Origin of the sequence: Thermoleptolyngbya sp. PKUAC-SCTB121, assembly GCF_016919485.1 — a bacterium.
Taxonomy (GTDB): Bacteria; Cyanobacteriota; Cyanobacteriia; order Elainellales; family Elainellaceae; genus Thermoleptolyngbya; species Thermoleptolyngbya sichuanensis.
Window position 1 is genome coordinate 434,999 of record NZ_CP070366.1, and the last position, 16,583, is coordinate 451,581.

The 16,583-nt window shown below is 57.3% G+C and carries 15 protein-coding genes; 8 read left to right on the plus strand and 7 right to left on the minus strand.

Translation table 11 applies throughout. The features are described 5' to 3' along the window. Positions 1-150: 150 nt before the first annotated feature. On the plus strand, positions 151-462 hold the full coding sequence (locus JTM80_RS01850) for a hypothetical protein (protein ID WP_172353900.1): 312 nt from the start codon (positions 151-153) through the stop codon (positions 460-462). Between the two features lie 39 nt (positions 463-501). On the opposite strand, the gene ruvC is transcribed toward JTM80_RS01850, so the two are convergent. The 3 genes from ruvC to JTM80_RS01865 form a co-directional block, all read right to left on the minus strand. Next, a complete protein-coding gene (gene ruvC, locus JTM80_RS01855; RefSeq protein ID WP_172353901.1) occupies positions 502-990 on the minus strand; it encodes a crossover junction endodeoxyribonuclease RuvC in 489 nt (162 codons plus the stop codon). Positions 991-1,126: 136 nt separating this feature from the next. After that, positions 1,127-2,221 carry a magnesium chelatase ATPase subunit I gene (bchI, locus tag JTM80_RS01860; RefSeq protein ID WP_172353902.1) on the minus strand — a complete coding sequence of 365 codons (1,095 nt, stop codon included), beginning with the start codon at positions 2,219-2,221 and terminating at the stop codon, positions 1,127-1,129. A 135-nt stretch (positions 2,222-2,356) separates the two neighbouring features. Next, entirely contained in the window at positions 2,357-3,484 is a 1,128-nt protein-coding gene (locus JTM80_RS01865; RefSeq protein ID WP_205370461.1) for a calcium/sodium antiporter, read from the minus strand. Between the two features lie 304 nt (positions 3,485-3,788). On the opposite strand from JTM80_RS01865, the gene JTM80_RS01870 reads away from it, so the two are divergent. After that, complete coding sequence (locus JTM80_RS01870; RefSeq protein ID WP_172353904.1) at positions 3,789-4,361, plus strand: hypothetical protein; 573 nt, start codon at positions 3,789-3,791, stop codon at positions 4,359-4,361. 38 nt (positions 4,362-4,399) lie between these two features. On the opposite strand, the gene JTM80_RS01875 is transcribed toward JTM80_RS01870, so the two are convergent. Beyond that, a complete protein-coding gene (locus tag JTM80_RS01875; RefSeq protein ID WP_172353905.1) occupies positions 4,400-4,792 on the minus strand; it encodes a helix-turn-helix domain-containing protein in 393 nt (130 codons plus the stop codon). 307 nt (positions 4,793-5,099) lie between these two features. Here JTM80_RS01875 and JTM80_RS01880 point away from each other — a divergent pair, with 307 nt between their 5' ends. The 4 genes from JTM80_RS01880 (at position 5,100) to JTM80_RS01895 (ending at position 12,363) form a co-directional block, all read left to right on the plus strand. Continuing rightward, positions 5,100-5,681: a flavodoxin family protein gene (locus JTM80_RS01880; RefSeq protein WP_172353906.1), complete on the plus strand. Its 582-nt coding sequence runs from the start codon at positions 5,100-5,102 to the stop codon at positions 5,679-5,681. Positions 5,682-5,690: 9 nt separating this feature from the next. Then, positions 5,691-6,860 (plus strand): cobalt-precorrin-5B (C(1))-methyltransferase CbiD, encoded by a 1,170-nt coding sequence (gene cbiD / locus JTM80_RS01885; RefSeq protein ID WP_172353907.1) that lies wholly within the window; start codon positions 5,691-5,693, stop codon positions 6,858-6,860. A gap of 719 nt (positions 6,861-7,579) precedes the next feature. Then, a complete protein-coding gene (gene guaA / locus JTM80_RS01890; RefSeq protein ID WP_172358772.1) occupies positions 7,580-9,127 on the plus strand; it encodes a glutamine-hydrolyzing GMP synthase in 1,548 nt (515 codons plus the stop codon). 791 nt (positions 9,128-9,918) lie between these two features. Continuing rightward, a complete protein-coding gene (locus JTM80_RS01895; protein WP_205370463.1) occupies positions 9,919-12,363 on the plus strand; it encodes a protein kinase domain-containing protein in 2,445 nt (814 codons plus the stop codon). 26 nt (positions 12,364-12,389) lie between these two features. On the opposite strand, the gene JTM80_RS01900 is transcribed toward JTM80_RS01895, so the two are convergent. Beyond that, positions 12,390-12,620, minus strand: coding sequence for a helix-turn-helix transcriptional regulator (locus JTM80_RS01900; RefSeq protein WP_172353908.1), 231 nt, complete (start codon positions 12,618-12,620; stop codon positions 12,390-12,392). A 179-nt stretch (positions 12,621-12,799) separates the two neighbouring features. On the opposite strand from JTM80_RS01900, the gene JTM80_RS01905 reads away from it, so the two are divergent. Continuing rightward, positions 12,800-12,976 carry a hypothetical protein gene (locus tag JTM80_RS01905; RefSeq protein WP_205370464.1) on the plus strand — a complete coding sequence of 59 codons (177 nt, stop codon included), beginning with the start codon at positions 12,800-12,802 and terminating at the stop codon, positions 12,974-12,976. A gap of 104 nt (positions 12,977-13,080) precedes the next feature. Here the strand turns inward: JTM80_RS01905 and JTM80_RS01910 are convergent, their stop codons facing one another. Continuing rightward, positions 13,081-13,497 (minus strand): universal stress protein, encoded by a 417-nt coding sequence (locus JTM80_RS01910; RefSeq protein ID WP_172353909.1) that lies wholly within the window; start codon positions 13,495-13,497, stop codon positions 13,081-13,083. A 253-nt stretch (positions 13,498-13,750) separates the two neighbouring features. Between JTM80_RS01910 and JTM80_RS01915 the strand changes: the two genes are divergently transcribed. Then, on the plus strand, positions 13,751-14,971 hold the full coding sequence (locus JTM80_RS01915) for a phosphoglycerate kinase (protein ID WP_068511142.1): 1,221 nt from the start codon (positions 13,751-13,753) through the stop codon (positions 14,969-14,971). Positions 14,972-15,236: 265 nt separating this feature from the next. Here JTM80_RS01915 and JTM80_RS01920 read toward each other — a convergent pair whose 3' ends face one another. Then, complete coding sequence (locus tag JTM80_RS01920) at positions 15,237-16,406, minus strand: transaldolase (RefSeq protein WP_172353910.1); 1,170 nt, start codon at positions 16,404-16,406, stop codon at positions 15,237-15,239. Positions 16,407-16,583 lie beyond the last annotated feature (177 nt).

Sequence of the window (16,583 nt, forward strand, 5' to 3'; positions counted from 1 at the left end):
TGTAGGGTATTTTGAAGCATGAATCTTGAGAGCAAAGTTTTGAACCGAATTTTGAGTGTTTTTGAGTCTTGCTGACGTTTTTTAGCTCAAGCTGATTAGCTCACGTTGTTTAGCTCACGTTGTTTAGCTCAAGCTGATTTCAGGATAGCTATGACAGAACGTATTCCCCGCTCCGTACATTACACCACGCTGAATCTGTTGAAGGTTTTGGCGGCAAAGGGTGATCCGGATGCGATCGCCGCTCTCCAGCGTTCCGACGAAGCCGACATTGAAATTGTAGATGACGACAGTGAAGGAGAAATCCTGATCCAGGTGCAGGACGAAAGTTCTACCTACCTGATTACTGAGCATGGGGTCAGCAAGCTAGATAGCACGGGCGATTTGCTGGAGGCCTGGGGGATTGAGCCAGAGGGTTTGAACCATCTTCAGGATGAAGATCCGAATACGTCGGATGAAGCGTAGAGCCTGCTTAGGTTTAGAGCAAGAGTCTAGAGGCTGAACTTACCGCTGGAACCAGGCGGCAAGGGCGATCGCCAGCGCATCGGCTGCGTCGTCTGGCTTGGGGATGGTCGCCAGTGATAGCTCACGGGCCACCGCCTCCTGCACCGCGAGTTTGTCAGCATTGCCATAGCCCGTGAGCGCTTGTTTGACTTGGGCGGGCGTGAATTCCACCACAGGTAGCTTGTGCTGTGCGAGCACCAGCGCAATTACGCCCCGCGCCTGGGCAACCGCAATCGTATTGCCCATGCGATAGAAAAACAGCTTTTCTAGGGCAATCAGGTCGGGTTTGACCGTATTCAGCAGGTCATGCAGGTCGTCGAAGATGGTGCAAAGGCGATCGCCCATGTCGGTTCCCGCTGGGGTACGAATCACGCCAAAATCCAGCACCTCAACTCGATCGGCAGATCGGAGTCCGAAACCCGGCTCGCAGCGCAGCGCCCCAAAGCCGAGAGTTGCCAGGCCGGGGTCTAGCCCAAGGATGTGGGTCATGCGGGGGATAGGGGGCGTGTTGATTTTGGATTTTAGATTTGCGATTTTGGATGGTTGGTCGGATTGTTAGTCCAAGGTTCTCTACAAGTTCTCTATGAGTGTCACTAGCAGGAAGTTTCGCTAGCGGGAAGTTGCGCTAGCGGGCAACGGCCGCGCCGTTTTGGATGGCTTCTTCCGATAGCCCAAAGACCTGCCCAAAGACCTTATCGACCTTGTAGCCCGAATCGATAGACTCTAGCGGGTCTTTTCGCAGGCGGTGGCGCAGACAGAGGCCGATGACGCGGCGAATGTCCTGTTCGGTGACTTCGGTGCGACCTTCAAAAGCGGCGATCGCCTTTGAGGCGCGGTTGGTCACGATGTCGCCCCGCAATCCATCCACATCTAGCTCGGCACACACCTGAGAGATTTTTACCTTTAGCTCTCGGTCAATGGTCACCGACGACAGCCGCGCTTGGGCATCGGCGATTTGTTTTTGCAGTGCGTCTTGCTGGGCTTGATGCTTTGCCAAAAATGCCTTCGGATTTTGGTCAAACTCGGAGCGCTGCTCAACAATATCCACCCGCAGCGAGGGATCTTTGACCGTGCGGATTTCTGCGTGCATTCCAAAGCGGTCGAGCAGTTGGGGCCGCAACTCGCCCTCTTCTGGGTTGCCCGACCCCACCAGCACAAACCGGGCTGGGTGGCGAATCGAAATGCCCTCGCGCTCTACGGTGTTCCAGCCGGAAGCCGCTGAGTCCAGCAGCACGTCCACCAGGTGGTCGTCCAGCAGGTTTACTTCGTCTACGTATAAAATGCCACGATTCGCCTTAGCCAAAAGCCCTGGCTCGAAGGCTTTCACGCCTTCTGACAGCGCCTTTTCGATGTCGATAGTGCCGCAAACGCGATCCTCTGTTGCCCCCAGCGGCAAATCGACCATGATCACTTTGCGATGAGACACGGGCAAAGTTTCACCTGCGCTGAGCCGCCGCCGCACGTCGTCGCTCATCAAGTCGGGGTCGGTGGGGGAACTGCCGAAGGGGTCATCGGCAACGACCTCAATTTCGGGCAGCAGGTCGGCCAGGGCGCGAATGGTAGTGGTTTTGCCCGTGCCGCGATCGCCCATGATCATCACCCCGCCGATTTTGGGGTCGATCACGTTCAGCAGCAGGGCCAGCTTCATTTCTTCTTGCCCCACGATCGCCGTGAAGGGAAACACTGCCCGTTGGGGCATGGCTTGTGTTGCAGAAGTCATTTCAGAAAAACTCACGGAACCCCCTAACGGGTATTAACAGCAGTATTCTCCATTCTCTCACAGGCGGGGAAGGGAGACCCCAGAAGCGCTGCACGTTTTGCTGGAGGGCTGAGCAAGGTGGAACGAACCGATTGACTATCGGGTCGGCGGATCTTCGGCGGAGGAGATCTGCTGCTTGCGGTGGCGAGATCGGCGGAGTTCGCGCAGGGTTACGACGGCAATTGTCAAAACCGTGATTGGCAGCACAAACCAGAACATGGCCTGGCTAAAGAGCGGCAGGATGTCGTGCTGGGTGGAGCGGAGAATGAGATACAGCGTGTAGGCGGCGTAGTATCCGATAAAAACTGCGCCTTCCCAGCGGGTAATCAGGTTGCCTGTGAAAAAGATGGGTAGACAGGCGATCGCCACGGCCAGCATCACCAGCCCATCGAAGCGCAGCACCGAATCAGACACGGCTAGACCCGCCGGAGAAACGGCTGCCGAAAGGCCCAGCACGGCAAGAATATTGAAAATATTGCTGCCGACCACGTTGCCCACGGCAATGTCGCGTTCGCCCTTGAAGCTGGCGACGATGGAGGTAGCCAATTCTGGCAGAGACGTTCCCGCAGCCACAATCGTCAGGCCAATGACCAGCTCGCTGACACCAATGGAGCGAGCAATAATAACCGAGCTATTCACCAGCCAGCGGGAACCCAAGACCAGCAGCACCAGCCCACCCACAATGTAAGCCAGGTTAATCAGCCAGACTAGGGCGGCTGGGCGATCGCCCGGCTCTCCTGCGCCATACTGCTCGTATTCCTGCTGCACATCCAGGTTTTGCTCCTTGCGGCTCTGATAAATCAGAAACAGCGTGTAGGCGATCGCCCCAGCAAACAGCACCACGCCATCCGAGCGTCCAATTCGCCCATCCAGCCCAAACAGCAGCATCAGAAACGATACGCCAATCATGATCGGCACATCCAGCCGAATCAACTGCTGAGCGACCACCAGCGGAGCCACCAGCGCCGACATGCCCAAGATCAGCAGCACGTTGAAAATATTGCTGCCGACCACGTTGCCCACTGCAATATCAGCCTGTCCTGCGTAGCTCGATAGGATACTGACCGCCATCTCTGGAGCGCTAGTCCCGTAGGCAACAATGGTTAGCCCAATAACAAGTGGCGAAATTCCGGCGATCGCCGCCAGTTTGGATGCGCCGCGAACCAGTATCTCCGCCCCAACCACCAGCAGGACGAGGCCTGCTATCAGCATTGCAATGACCATTCGTTTTCGTTAAGCCGGGAAAATTTTCAGAAACCTTTATTTTATCTCGGTATCTCTTTGTCCTTCGCAAGGGCAATCTGAAAGAAGACAGACTCAGGCAGGCGATACAACCCACAAAACCCAGGCTTTGACCCTGCATTGTGGGGTATCACATTGTGGGGCATCACATTGCGGGGCATTACGGGGCATTACATTGTGGGGCATCTTTTGCCTGACCGAGCTTCAACGTTCACCTTTCCCCAAGCTTACTAAACCTATCATGACGATTCCTCCTCAGCAGGTTCATCCGACTCGGCCTCAGAGAATGACACCAGCTTCACGAATCAGGGCGATCGCCCTGGCTGCGGCTATTGGTGTATTTGGGGCAGTCGGCGCAACGGTCGGGGTACGTCCGGCGATCGCCTGTGAGTATGGCGCGTGGGTGGAACCCTCTAGAGAAACCCGGCGCTACGAAAACACGCAGCTTGGGGTGGCGTTTCAGATTCCTGCCAACTATCGCGCGATGGGGCGGCAGGGCGGCCAGGCCAGCATTATGAACCCCACAAACTATGACTACATCCAGTGCATTACGCGATCAGGCTATGGAGAAGGCGGCTGGTTTGCGAGTGTGGAACTGAATGTGGATGGTGTTCCCACGGGCAGCCGGGGGCTAGAGCAAGCTATTCGAGCAAATCACACCTGGCTAGACTCGCAGATTCAACTGGTTCGTGAAGGCGACAAAGAATTTGCAGTCTATACCTACACAGACCATCACGACGAAATCGAAGTCGTCAACGTCGCTTTTTTCACCCCCGATCGGCGGCGGCTGGTAACGCTGAGTGGCCCAGAGAATGATCCGGTGTTTCAGCGGGCGATTGCCACTTTGGAATTGCGATAGCCCTGCGATCGCGTAGGCATTTCCAGCAATAGCATGGCTCAGTCCGCCTGGGGCACGTTCTCCGGGCGAGCATCGTAGCGATCGCGGGCGGCGGCGATTTCGGGGTGATGCGTTTCGGCCCAGGCGATGAGCTGCTGCACGGGGACTAAGAGCGATCGCCCCAGTTCGCTCAGTTCATATTCCACACGCGGCGGCACCGAGGGATATACCCTGCGCGTAATGTAGCCGTCGCGCTCCAAATGTCGCAGGGTTTGGGTCAGCATCCGCTGCGACACATCGCCGATCGCCCGCTTGATGTCCATAAACCGCAGCTTGCCATCCGCCAGCGCACACAGGATCAGCAAGCTCCACTTGTCGCCAATGCGATCCAGCACATCGCGCACGGGGCAAGATTCCGCTTCCTGGGGCGTGGTCGCAGTTACCCGCAGCATACTGACTTACCTCAAAGTGCTGTCTTGTTTCAGTCGGTATGTCTGTTATACGCTAAAATGAACTTGGTTACGAAATGAGACTAAGTATCGTCTGGTAATTGAATCTGGTTGGCATTTGGTTGGCCTCTGATTGGCATTTGGTTGGCAGGTTGTCTCATTCCACCTGATCCATCCAGCCTGATTTATCCAAGCTGATTCATCCAACCCGATTCATACGCCATTTCTCAAAACTACTGAATCTCAAAACCACTGATCTCAAAACTACTGATCTCAAAACCACTGAACAGACATTTCAAAGGACGCAGTTATGCCGACAGTTGCAGTTGTCTATTTTTCGGGTACGGGCCATACGAAGCTCATGGCAGAAGCAGTGGCGGCAGGGGCAAGCCAGGTTCCTGGCACCGAGGTCAAGCTGCTGCAAATTACGGGTGAGCAAATCGTCAACGGCCGCTGGCAAGATCCGGGCATTTTGGAAGAGCTGAATCGCGCCGACGGCATCATCTTTGGGTCGCCGACCTACATGGGCGGCGTGGCGGCTCAGTTCAAGGCATTCGTGGATGCGGCCAGCGCCGTGTGGGCCCAGCAGGGCTGGAAGGACAAAATCGCGGGCGGCTTTACCCACTCTGGCTCTCCCAGCGGCGACAAGCAGGGCACGCTGCTCTACCTCGCCATCAACGCTTCCCAACACAGCATGGTCTGGGTTGGCAATTCGGAAATGGGCTACAACAACGAGGGCGTGAATCGGCTGGGGTCGTTCCTGGGCGTGATGGGCTTTACGGTGCCCGACTTTTCGGGGCAGACCCCAGCGACCCTCGATGAGGGCGATCGCCTCACGTCCGAGCGCTACGGCCGCCGCATCGCCGAAGCCGTCCAGCGCTGGAAGCGTTAGCATTGGCGCATGACCGCGCCGTTTCCTAAGCCCCCTTCTTCGCGGGCAGGCTATACTCTGCCCGTGTTTGCCTGTGCGGGGGCGATCGCCGCGCTGCGCCACCTGCACGACGACCCGCCCTCGCCCCAGAGCGTCACCCTCGACCTGATCACCCCCGCCCAGACCGCCGAAATTCCCATCGAGCAGGTGGCCCGCCTCGGCCCCACCACCGCCCTTGCCATCACCCGCAGCGACCCCGGCGACAATCTCGATCTAACCCGCAACACGCCGATCTGGAGCATCGTTGAGATCCAGCAGCGGGGATCAGGAGTCGGCAAGCAAGATTCTCCCCTCCCCGCCATCACCCTAGAGGGCGGCGAAGGACTCGGCCGCCAAGTCAACGCCGAGAATCAGCCCGCCATCTATGCCTACGCCCGCACCCTGCTGCTGGGCAATCTGGAGCCGCTGCTGCGGCCAGGGGAGGTCATCGGCGTGACGATTGTGCTGCCGGAGGGGCGATCGCTCGCCACGCGCACCTCCAATGCTGCCTTTGGGGTCGTCGAGGGGCTATCGCTGCTGGGCACATCGGGCATTTCCCAGCCCCTCAGCGCACCGGGGCAACTGGAAGACTTTCGAGCGGCGCTGCGGCAAAAATCGGCGACCCATTCGGCGCTGGTGTTCTGCTTGGGGGAAAACGGGCTGGATCTAGCAAGCAAGCTGGGAATCGATCCCGGCTGCGTGGTGAAAACGGCAAACTGGCTGGGGCCGCTGCTGGTGGAGGCGGGAATGCAGGGGGTAGAATCCATCCTGCTGTTTGGCTATCACGGCAAGCTGATGAAGCTGGCAGGCGGCATTTTCCACACGCACCACCACGTTGCCGACGGGCGGCAGGAAATTTTTGCGGCACACTGTGCGATCGCCGGCCTGCCCACAGCAGACGTGCAGCAGATCTTTGCCTGCGAAACGGCGGAGGCCGCGCTGAAGTATTTGCAAACCCTCGATGCGGACACCGGAAGCGACTGGGTGGGGCGTGTGTATGGGGCGATCGCCCAAACCATCGACCAGCGCTCATCGGTGTATATTCGCACCCACTGCGATCGCCCGGTGCGGGTGGGGTCAATCCTGTTTGGGCGCGATCGCCAGATCATTGCGAAAAGCGAATTAGGGTCTGCAATTTTGTCCCAGGTTTTGTTAAGCTAGCTGAAATATTAAAGTCAACTTTTGTTTATCTCGATACATTCTCCCGTCGGATCGGTCGCGCTGTTTCGCCCGTCCAGCGGACTGGGTTCCAGGTAGGTGCTGGATAGAGGCGGCAACTGGCCCCAGGTTTTAAATGTCAAAATCCGACCTTCAGAATCTATTTATCTAAATTTTGGTTCGTCTGTGCGACGATGCTGGGAATTCCCATCGCATTTCGCAGCGTTTACGGCTCATCTGGCAAACGGCTAATTTAGCCACTGATCTAGCCTAATGATTAAGCGCGATCGCAGGGTGCATCCCAACTTTCGTAACCCTCACCCTAAATCCCTCTCCCGCTTTGGGAGAGGGACTTCCGCTCCGGCTCCCCTTCTCCTGACCTGGGAGAAGGGGTTGGGGGATGAGGGCAGATTGAAAGTTGCACATCACGTTAGACTTGTGTGCCTTTATTGCCAGCTTTGCCGCCTCAGAATCCCATACCCTTACGTTTTGAGTCCGGCAAGTTGAGTCTGGCGAATTGAGTCCGGCAAGCTGAGTCCGGCGAGAAAAGCTGTTCGTTGACGTTTCGTGCTTCGCCCTGCGACTTTACTCCTCTTTATCCCACTGCTTTAGCCGTTTGGTATCTGCTTCCTACCCCTTCGTTTTCTCCAGGATCTACCGTGACTCCCCAAGTTGATTCCCTCTCCCCCACCGCCGAACCGTCTGCCCATCTTACCCGCCAGATGATCGTCATTCTGGACTTTGGCTCCCAATACTCCGAGCTAATTGCCCGCCGCATTCGCGAAACCCAGGTTTATTCCGAGGTGCTGAGCTATCGCACCACCCCGGAGCAAATTCGGCAACTCAGCCCCAAAGGCATCATCCTGTCGGGCGGGCCCAGCTCGGTGTATGACGAGCGGGCCCCCCACTGCGATCCCGAAATTTGGAACTTGGGCATCCCCATCCTGGGGGTGTGCTACGGGATGCAACTGATGGTGCAGCAGCTTGGCGGCAGCGTGGAGCGGGCTGAGTGCGGTGAGTACGGCAAAGCAGCGCTGTTTATCGATGATCCCACCGACCTGCTGACCAACGTAGAAGACGGCACGACCATGTGGATGAGCCACGGCGACTCGGTGACGGCAATGCCGGAAGGGTTTGAACTGCTGGCCCATACCGAAAACACGCCCTGTGCGGCGATCGCCCACCACGAGCGCAAACTCTACGGCGTACAGTTCCACCCCGAAGTCGTGCATTCCCTCGGCGGCCAGGCCCTGATCCGCAATTTCGTCTATCACATTTGCGAATGTCAGCCCACTTGGACAACGGCGGCCTTCGTCGAAGAAACCATTCGAGAAATTCGCGCCAAGGTGGGCGACAAGCGGGTGCTGCTGGCGCTGTCAGGCGGGGTCGATTCCTCCACGCTGGCGTTTTTGCTGCATCGGGCGATCGGCGACCAGTTGACCTGCATGTTCATCGACCAGGGCTTCATGCGGAAATATGAGCCGGAGCGCCTGGTCAAGCTGTTTCAAGAGCAGTTCCACATTCCAGTGGAATACATCAATGCACGGGAGCGGTTTCTGGAACGCATTAAGGGCGTGACCGATCCTGAAGAAAAACGAAAGCGGATCGGTCACGAATTTATCCGCGTCTTTGAAGAAGAATCCAAGCGGCTCGGCCCCTTTGACTATCTGGCGCAGGGTACGCTCTATCCGGACGTAATCGAGTCGGCAGACACAAACGTAGACCCGCAAACGGGTGAGCGCGTCGCCGTAAAAATCAAGAGCCATCACAATGTCGGCGGCTTGCCCAAAGACCTGCGGTTCAAGCTAGTGGAGCCGCTGCGGAAGCTGTTTAAGGACGAAGTGCGGAAGGTGGGCCGCTCCATTGGGCTGCCGGAAGAAATCGTCAACCGTCACCCGTTCCCTGGCCCCGGTCTGGCAATCCGCATCCTGGGCGAAGTCACGGCTGAGAAGCTGGATATTCTGCGGGATGCTGACCTGATCGTGCGCCAAGAGGTGAACCGCAGCGGCACCTACAGTATGTTCTGGCAGGCGTTTGCGGTGCTGCTGCCGATCCGTAGTGTGGGTGTCATGGGCGACCAGCGAACCTATGCCTACCCCATTGTGCTGCGGTTTGTTTCCAGTGAAGATGGCATGACGGCCGACTGGTCACGCGCTCCCTACGACCTGCTGGAAACCATTTCCAATCGCATCGTCAACGAGGTGCGCGGCGTGAATCGGGTCGTGTATGATATTACCTCTAAGCCGCCTGGAACCATTGAGTGGGAATAGGCCAGTCCTTGTGCTCTGCGTGCGAGGGTTTGGGGAAGCAAGCGAATCCTGCCGGATGGCTAGCTGGGTACGGCCAGGGTTGGGGTGTAGCTGAAGCGCTCAGGTAAGACGTTCAGGAACGTTTAGGCAGCGCTTTAACACAGGAGGCGCTTCGATGCAGGAGGCGCTTCGATGCAGGAGGCGCTTCGATGCAGGAGGAATAGACGCGCAGGACAAGGGCGATCGCCCTCTGAGAGACTCTCCTGCGGCAATGCAACGCGGCATGGTTTGCGGACGCATGTTTGCCGACGCATATATTCGGTGACGCATATATCGGTGACGCATCTTTTTGTGACGCATCAAGACATAGCCAGCCATAGCGCCCTTGGCAATCCCTATTTTGAACAGAGGTACTAGTTTTCCACAAAAGCCTGTGGAAAACCTATGTTTATCTGTGGAAAACTCCCCTTTTGTGTGGAAAAAGGGGAGACTTTTGGTATGTTTACTTATATTTTTAAGATGGAAAAATTGTTCTGTAGGGGCGATCGCCCATCTTTTTCCCGCTTCTTTCCTCGTTTCTGCAACCAAGCTCTCCCTTAATTGCGACAGGATGGCCCACTGAATCCTGACCGACACAACTCCGACACAACCAGAGAACAGCGGTAGAGTGGAAGCAGTGCATCTGTCATCGGCTTCCAGTTTTGTCGTCCGGTTTATTCTGTATTCTCCCGGTTCATCCCGTTCCCTCTGTGCTGGCTATGGATGCTGGAGCTTCCCCACAACCGAGTCCTTCTAATTTGGGCCAGCGGGCCATGGCGGTCGTGCTGGTCACAGACGCGGTGGGCTACAACTCGCGCATGGCCGACGACCCGGAGCATACCCTCAGCCTGATCCGGCGCGACTTGCAAAAAATGCGTCAGCTTTGTCAGCAGTTTGAAGGAATCGTGCTGAAATCGCTGGAAGACGGGCTGGTGATGTACTTCGTCAGCACCGATCGAGCCGTAAACTGTGCTATCGAAATCCAGCGGTCAATGGCGCAGCTTTTGCAAGAACTGCCTGAAGACGACGTGCTAAGCCATCGCATCGGCATTCACCTGGGCGAGGTCGTCGTGCAGGCGAACGACGTGACCGGGCAGGCGGTGACTGTGGCGACGCGGCTCCAGGAAGAAGCGGCTCCACGCGGCATCTGTATGTCGCAGTCGGTCTACGACTCTGTAAAATCGAGGATTTCCCTGAGCGCGTCCTATGTGGGGTCGCTGAAGCTCAAGAACCTGCAAGAAGCGATTCAGGCCTATCAGATTACGCCCGCTATTCCGGCCAACGTTACCCCCGGCGGCAGCCCCATCGAGGAATCGGAGCTAACCCTGGGCACGCTGATCAACAGCCGCTACCGAATTCAGCGGGTGCTGGGGCAGGGTGGCTTTGGGCGGACGTATCTTGCATCTGATGAACACTGCTTTGGCGATGCCTGCGTGCTAAAGGAGTTTGTACCTGCCAGCCGCACAGAATATGTCGTGCAAAAGTCGCGGGAACTGTTTGAACGCGAGGCGCGGGTGCTGTATCAGATTAATCACCCGCAGATTCCTCGGTTTTTGGCGTGGCTGACCGACCGGGGACGGCTGTTTCTGGTGCAGGAGTATATTGACGGCAAGACCTACGGCCAGCTTTTGCAAGAGCGCCAGCGGCGAGGAGAGCCGCCCTTTTCGGAAGCGGAAATTGTGCAGTGGCTCTGTGATTTGCTGCCGGTGCTGGAGTATCTGCACGGCTTGAATATCCTGCACCGCGACATTTCTCCCGAAAATATCATGCTGCCCAAGGACCAGACCCATCCGGTGCTGATCGACTTTGGGCTGGTCAAGCAGACCGTCAGTCAGATCCTCTCGGCAGCGGGTAGCAGTCCAGGCAGCGCTCAGGCTTCGGTGGTGGGCAAGTTTGGCTATTCTCCGCCAGAGCAAATTCGCATGGGGCAATGCTATCCGTGCAGCGACCTGTATGCGCTGGGGGTGAGTGCGGTGGTGCTGCTGACGGGGCAAGATCTGAGCGTGCTGATGGAGCATACGTCGCTGGAGTGGCGCTGGCGGGAGTATGCCCCTGTGAGCGATCGCCTCGTGCGGATTCTCGATCGGCTGCTGTCGGAAAAGCCGAAGGATCGCTACCAGACGGCGCGGGAGGTGCTGACCGATCTGCGGGCGCTGTCGCTGCCAGAGGTCAACGAAGACCGCCTGATCGAGGTGCAAATCGATTTAGACCAGAGCAAGCGCCAGCGACAGGTGGATGAAATCGTGCAGTCGGCGTTTTTCCAAGACCTGATGCAAAACCTCGATCGGTTTCGGGGTGCGTTTGATTCGCTGGTGGCGGAGCCAGGAGAGTCGGCACAGCCATCGGCAGCCGCGCCCGTCGAGCGTCTTGACAGTTCGCTGCCAGAATTACCTCTAGAGTCATCTCCCGATTCGCCGCCTGCGCCACAGGTGTTGTTCGGTATCTCTGCGATTCAGCCTGGTGTTGTAGAAGAGGCGGTTTGGAAAACGTCGTTTCCTTCGCTGGATGCCGAAGCAGAGGATTTTCCTGAATATGCGGTAGAGGAGTCGATCCCCCTGTCTCCGTCTGCGCCAGACGACGCTCGGTTTGACGACGATCGGTTGACCGAGCCGCCCGCCGCAACGGAGTCGCCTTTTACCGAACCGCCGCCCGCCACACTCCAGCACACGATTGAAATGCCGCTGGCAGACACCAGCGTTCCCCCGCTCCAGCCTCGTGTGCCTGCGCTCTGGCTGGAGGCGTGCCGTCGGGAACTGGCGGAGTGTATTGGCCCGATGGCGAAACTGCTGCTGGACTCGGTGCTGGCCAAGCAAACGGGGCTATCGGCAGAGGCGCTGCTGGAGGCGATCGCCATGAGAATTCCCAACCCTGCCCAGGCAAGCCAGTTTCGCCGCCGTATGCAAAATCGGGCGATCGCCGCTCTGTTGGACGTTCCCGACCCCCCGCTGCCGCCTGTTTCGACGGACGAAGCCGTTCCCAACCCCCAGCGTCTGCCCCAGGAGCCTGCACTGGGCGCAGCGGTGGATGAGACATTTTTGACACAGTGCCGTCAGGCGCTCTCGGAAGCGATTGGCCCAATGGCAGGACTTGTCTTGCGGGATGTGGTGGCTCGACATCCAAACGTAGGCCCGGCAGAACTCGTGGAGGCGATCGCCACGAAAATCCCCAATCCCCAAGCGGCAGCAGCATTTCGGCAACGCCTGAAGCCTTTGATATAAACCCTTGATGTAACTTGATGTAAACACTAGGGGCTATCGTTTTGTAAGTAAAGCTGGATAAACATCTCGGCCGCTGCTGGGTCAATCTTTTGCAGCGCGTCGCGAATGTCCAGAATAGCGTCGCCTGCTGGGTCGGCCTGCTCGTTGATCCAGCGATGAATATTAGAGCGGGAAATGCCCATTTCTAAAGAAATTCTGTACTGCGTGATGCCATAGCTTTTGAGAACCTGCTTGAGCGCTAATCCCGCCTTACTCATGCGAATCGTGTCAGAAAAACATAACTGATAGATCCTCTTGTGGAACGCTTCTGATATGATGTAATCGATCCATATCTGGATCAATTACTGTCCACACAAAAGCGAAGAGCCAATGCGCTGCAGCGACCAACTTCTCCGCACTGGCTCTTGGCTCCAATCTGCAATGGAGTAGTCTTATTATGACCTATCAAGAACGGCTAAATTCCTGGCTAGTGGTGCACTTGCGTCCAGATTATCGCTGGGCGATCGCCGCTCGGTTTCATCGCCGCTCAGATGCCGACGGCTATGCTCAGTTGTTGCGGCAAAGGAGTGTTGCGGCAAAGGAGTTCAGGAGCCTTGTTTTGGGTCGTCTTTGACTCCACAATTGGACAAACAGACCCATCCTCCAGCCCGCCAGCGCTCCGTCGCCTCAATCCTGACTTGCTAAAACCCTAGTTCTACAGACCGGGTTCCGCAAACCCTACGGCACAATCAGCACCGGACAGGGCGACAGGTTAATCACGCGGTTGGTCACGCTGTCGGCGGCTCCCTCATCCGTCAGTCCCAGCCCCCGACAGCCCATGACGATCAGGTTTGCGCCAATTTCGTCGGCCACGTCGCAGATGGTAAAGGCGGGTTTGCCTGCCCGCTCCATCACCTGCGCGTCGAGGCCTTGCTCGGCAAACAGGGCTTTGGCATTTTTGAGCAATTCGGCGATCGCCTCTGGAGAAGTCATTTCCAAATCGGCGGCTGTGGGGACTTTTTCCTCATCTAGCGATTCCACGACCGACAAAATCACCAGACGGCTGCCGTAGGTTTTGACGACATTGGCCACCACGTCGGCGGCTTCGCGAGACTCGCGGCTTTGATCGACCGGAAACAAAACGGTTTTAAACATGACACGCCTCACAGGGACGCAGAGTTCGGTAGAGTGATGGGTGGTGTGGAGAAACGTCAGCGGGCTGACAGAGCAAGGGCGATCGCCCCTATCAATGTTGCTCAGGCGGGTCTATAAGTAAAACCTATAGACTCCCGCAGCAGTGAAAAGTTTTTGTAGAGAAAGAGTTGCGCTCAGCCCCGTTCTGTTAGCAAGCCCTGACGTTTTACAATAGGCAATAGGTAAAAAGACTTACTTGAGGGGGTATATAGCGGTGTCCAAAAAAACTCTAGCAAATTTGACTGCCGACGACCTACAGGGCAAGCGCGTCCTCGTGCGGGCTGACTTTAACGTACCGCTCGACGACCAGGGCAACATTTCTGACGATACGCGCATCCGCGCCGCCCTGCCCACCATCAACGACCTGATTGGCAAGGGCGCAAAAGTCATCCTCACCAGCCACTTCGGCCGTCCCAAGGGCGACGACTTTGCGGCCCGCGCTACGGACAAGAACCGCCTCACGCCCGTTGCCGCCCGCCTGTCGGAACTGCTGGGGCAAACCGTCGCCAAGCCGAGCGACTGCATTGGACCAGAGGTCGAAGCCGCCGTTGCCGCCATGCAGCCCGGCCAGGTGATTTTGCTAGAGAATGTCCGCTTTCACCCCGAAGAGGAAAAGAACGACCCCGAATTTGCCAAACAGCTTGCGTCGGTGGCGGATCTATATGTTAATGATGCCTTTGGCACGGCGCACCGGGCCCACGCCTCGACGGAAGGGGTGACCCACTATCTAAAGCCCTCCGTTGCGGGCTACCTGATCGAAAAAGAATTGCAATATCTGCAAAGTGCCATCGAAGAGCCGAAGCGTCCCCTAGCGGCGATCATCGGCGGCTCCAAGGTGTCGAGCAAAATCACCGTGATCGAGGCGTTGCTAGAAAAAGTAGACAAGCTGCTGATCGGTGGCGGCATGATCTTCACCTTCTACAAGGCCCGGGGGCTGAGCGTTGGTAAGTCGCTGGTGGAAGATGACTTTATCGAACTGGCGAAGTCGCTGGAAGCCAAGGCCAAAGAGAAGGGCGTGGCGCTGCTGCTGCCGACCGACGTGGTGGTGGCCGACAACTTCGCCCCCGATGCCAATGCCCAGACCGTCAGCGTAGAAGCCATTCCCGACGGCTGGATGGGGCTGGACATTGGCCCCGACTCGGTGAAGGTGTTTCAGGAGGCGCTGGCGGACTGCAAGACGGTGGTGTGGAACGGGCCGATGGGCGTGTTCGAGTTTGACAAGTTTGCAGCAGGGACGGAGGCGATCGCCCGCACCCTGGCCGACATCACCAAAACTGGCGCAACCACCATCATCGGCGGCGGCGACTCTGTGGCGGCGGTGGAAAAAGTGGGCGTGGCCGACCAGATGAGCCACATCTCCACAGGCGGCGGGGCCAGCCTGGAACTGCTGGAAGGCAAGGTGCTGCCAGGAATTGCGGCGCTTGACGAAGCTTAGGAGTGGGGGTTGGGGGTTTGGGTTGCAGGGGGATCGCTGCATCCTAAACCCCTATTTCAGAACTCTGAATACCTTAGGGCTTACACAAGGGCTTACACAGTTGGGCAATTTCTCGTGGGCGCAGCCCGCGAGAAATTGCCCAAAATCCAGCTAGCTTATCGCAAGTGCATAAGCCCTGACCGAAACGTCCCGGCGAGTTGCGTTTGATGGAGGGCGATCGCCGGGATGTTGCTTAGGATGCAAGTGACTAGAAACGTTCGGGCAGCTAAACGCCGGCCAGCAGCGCCCCGCCCAGCCCTGCGTGGACTTCTTCCGGCGTAATTTTGCCGTCTTTGTTTTCGTCCAGCGCGTCGAACACCGCATCAGTGCCCAGCCACTCTTCGCGGGTAATGAAGCCGTCACCGTCTAGATCGTAGGCTTTGAACAGATCCTCAGCGGCGTGGTTCACCAGCGCTCCGCCTTCGATTTGTGCCAGCCGCTTGGCCAGCAGGGCTTCCAGCGTTTCCAGCGCTTTGGTAAAGCCCTTGATGCCTTCGTCCAGCTTTTCCGAAGCCATGCGGTCTTCGGCGTGCATTTTGTCGAAGGTGGCTTTGTCGATGGTGATCTTTTCAATGTCCATCGCGGCGGCCTTGGCGGGGTCGAGCTTGCGGGGCAGGTCGCCTTCGGTAGATTGCAACTCCGCCAGCAGCGAGGGCGAAATCGTCAGCAGGTCGCAGCCCGCTAGTTCTGTGATCTCGCCAATGTTGCGGAAGCTCGCGCCCATCACCTCAGTTGGGTAGCCAAACTTTTTGTAGTAGTTGTAAATCTTGGTGACGGAGAGAACGCCTGGATCTTCGGCGGGTGCGTAGTCCCGTCCGGTTTCCTTTTTGTACCAGTCGAGAATTCGGCCGACGAAGGGCGAAATCAGCGTCACGCCCGACTCAGCGCAGGCGATCGCCTGATGTAGCCCAAACAGCAGCGTCAGGTTGCAGTGGATACCCTCTTTCTCCAGCACTTCAGCGGCTTTGATGCCTTCCCATGTGGAGGCGATTTTGATCAGAATGCGATCGCGCGAAATGCCCGCCGCTTCATATTGGGCAATCAGTTCGCGCCCCTTGGCGATGGTGGCTTCGGTGTCGTAGGACAGGCGGGCATCCACCTCGGTTGAGACGCGCTGCGGCACAATCGCCAAAATCCGCTTGCCAAATTCTACCGCCAGGCGGTCAAACGCCAGCGTCGCCACCTGCGAGTCCGTCGCGCCAGAGCCCGCATCTGCCTTGGCCTGCTTCAGCGTTTCATCCACAATTTCTTGATATTGCGGCATTTGCGCGGCCGCCGTAATCAGCGAGGGGTTGGTGGTTGCGTCGCGGGGCTTAAACTTTTCAATGGCCTGAATGTCGCCTGTATCCGCGACGACGACCGTCATCTCGCGCAGTTGATCGAGTAAAGTTGCCATCCGTTTCTCCTGGCAAGTTCAAAAGGGTCAGGTTGGATTTTCAAGGAATCCGTCGGTTAATCCGTCGGTCTATGAATAGCGTCTGGTGTTGCGTCTAGGCCGATCCTACTCTGAGATTTCTGATGGGGATTGTAGAGTACGGAAAGCCTTAATCTGCGTGTCGGAGAATTCATGCCT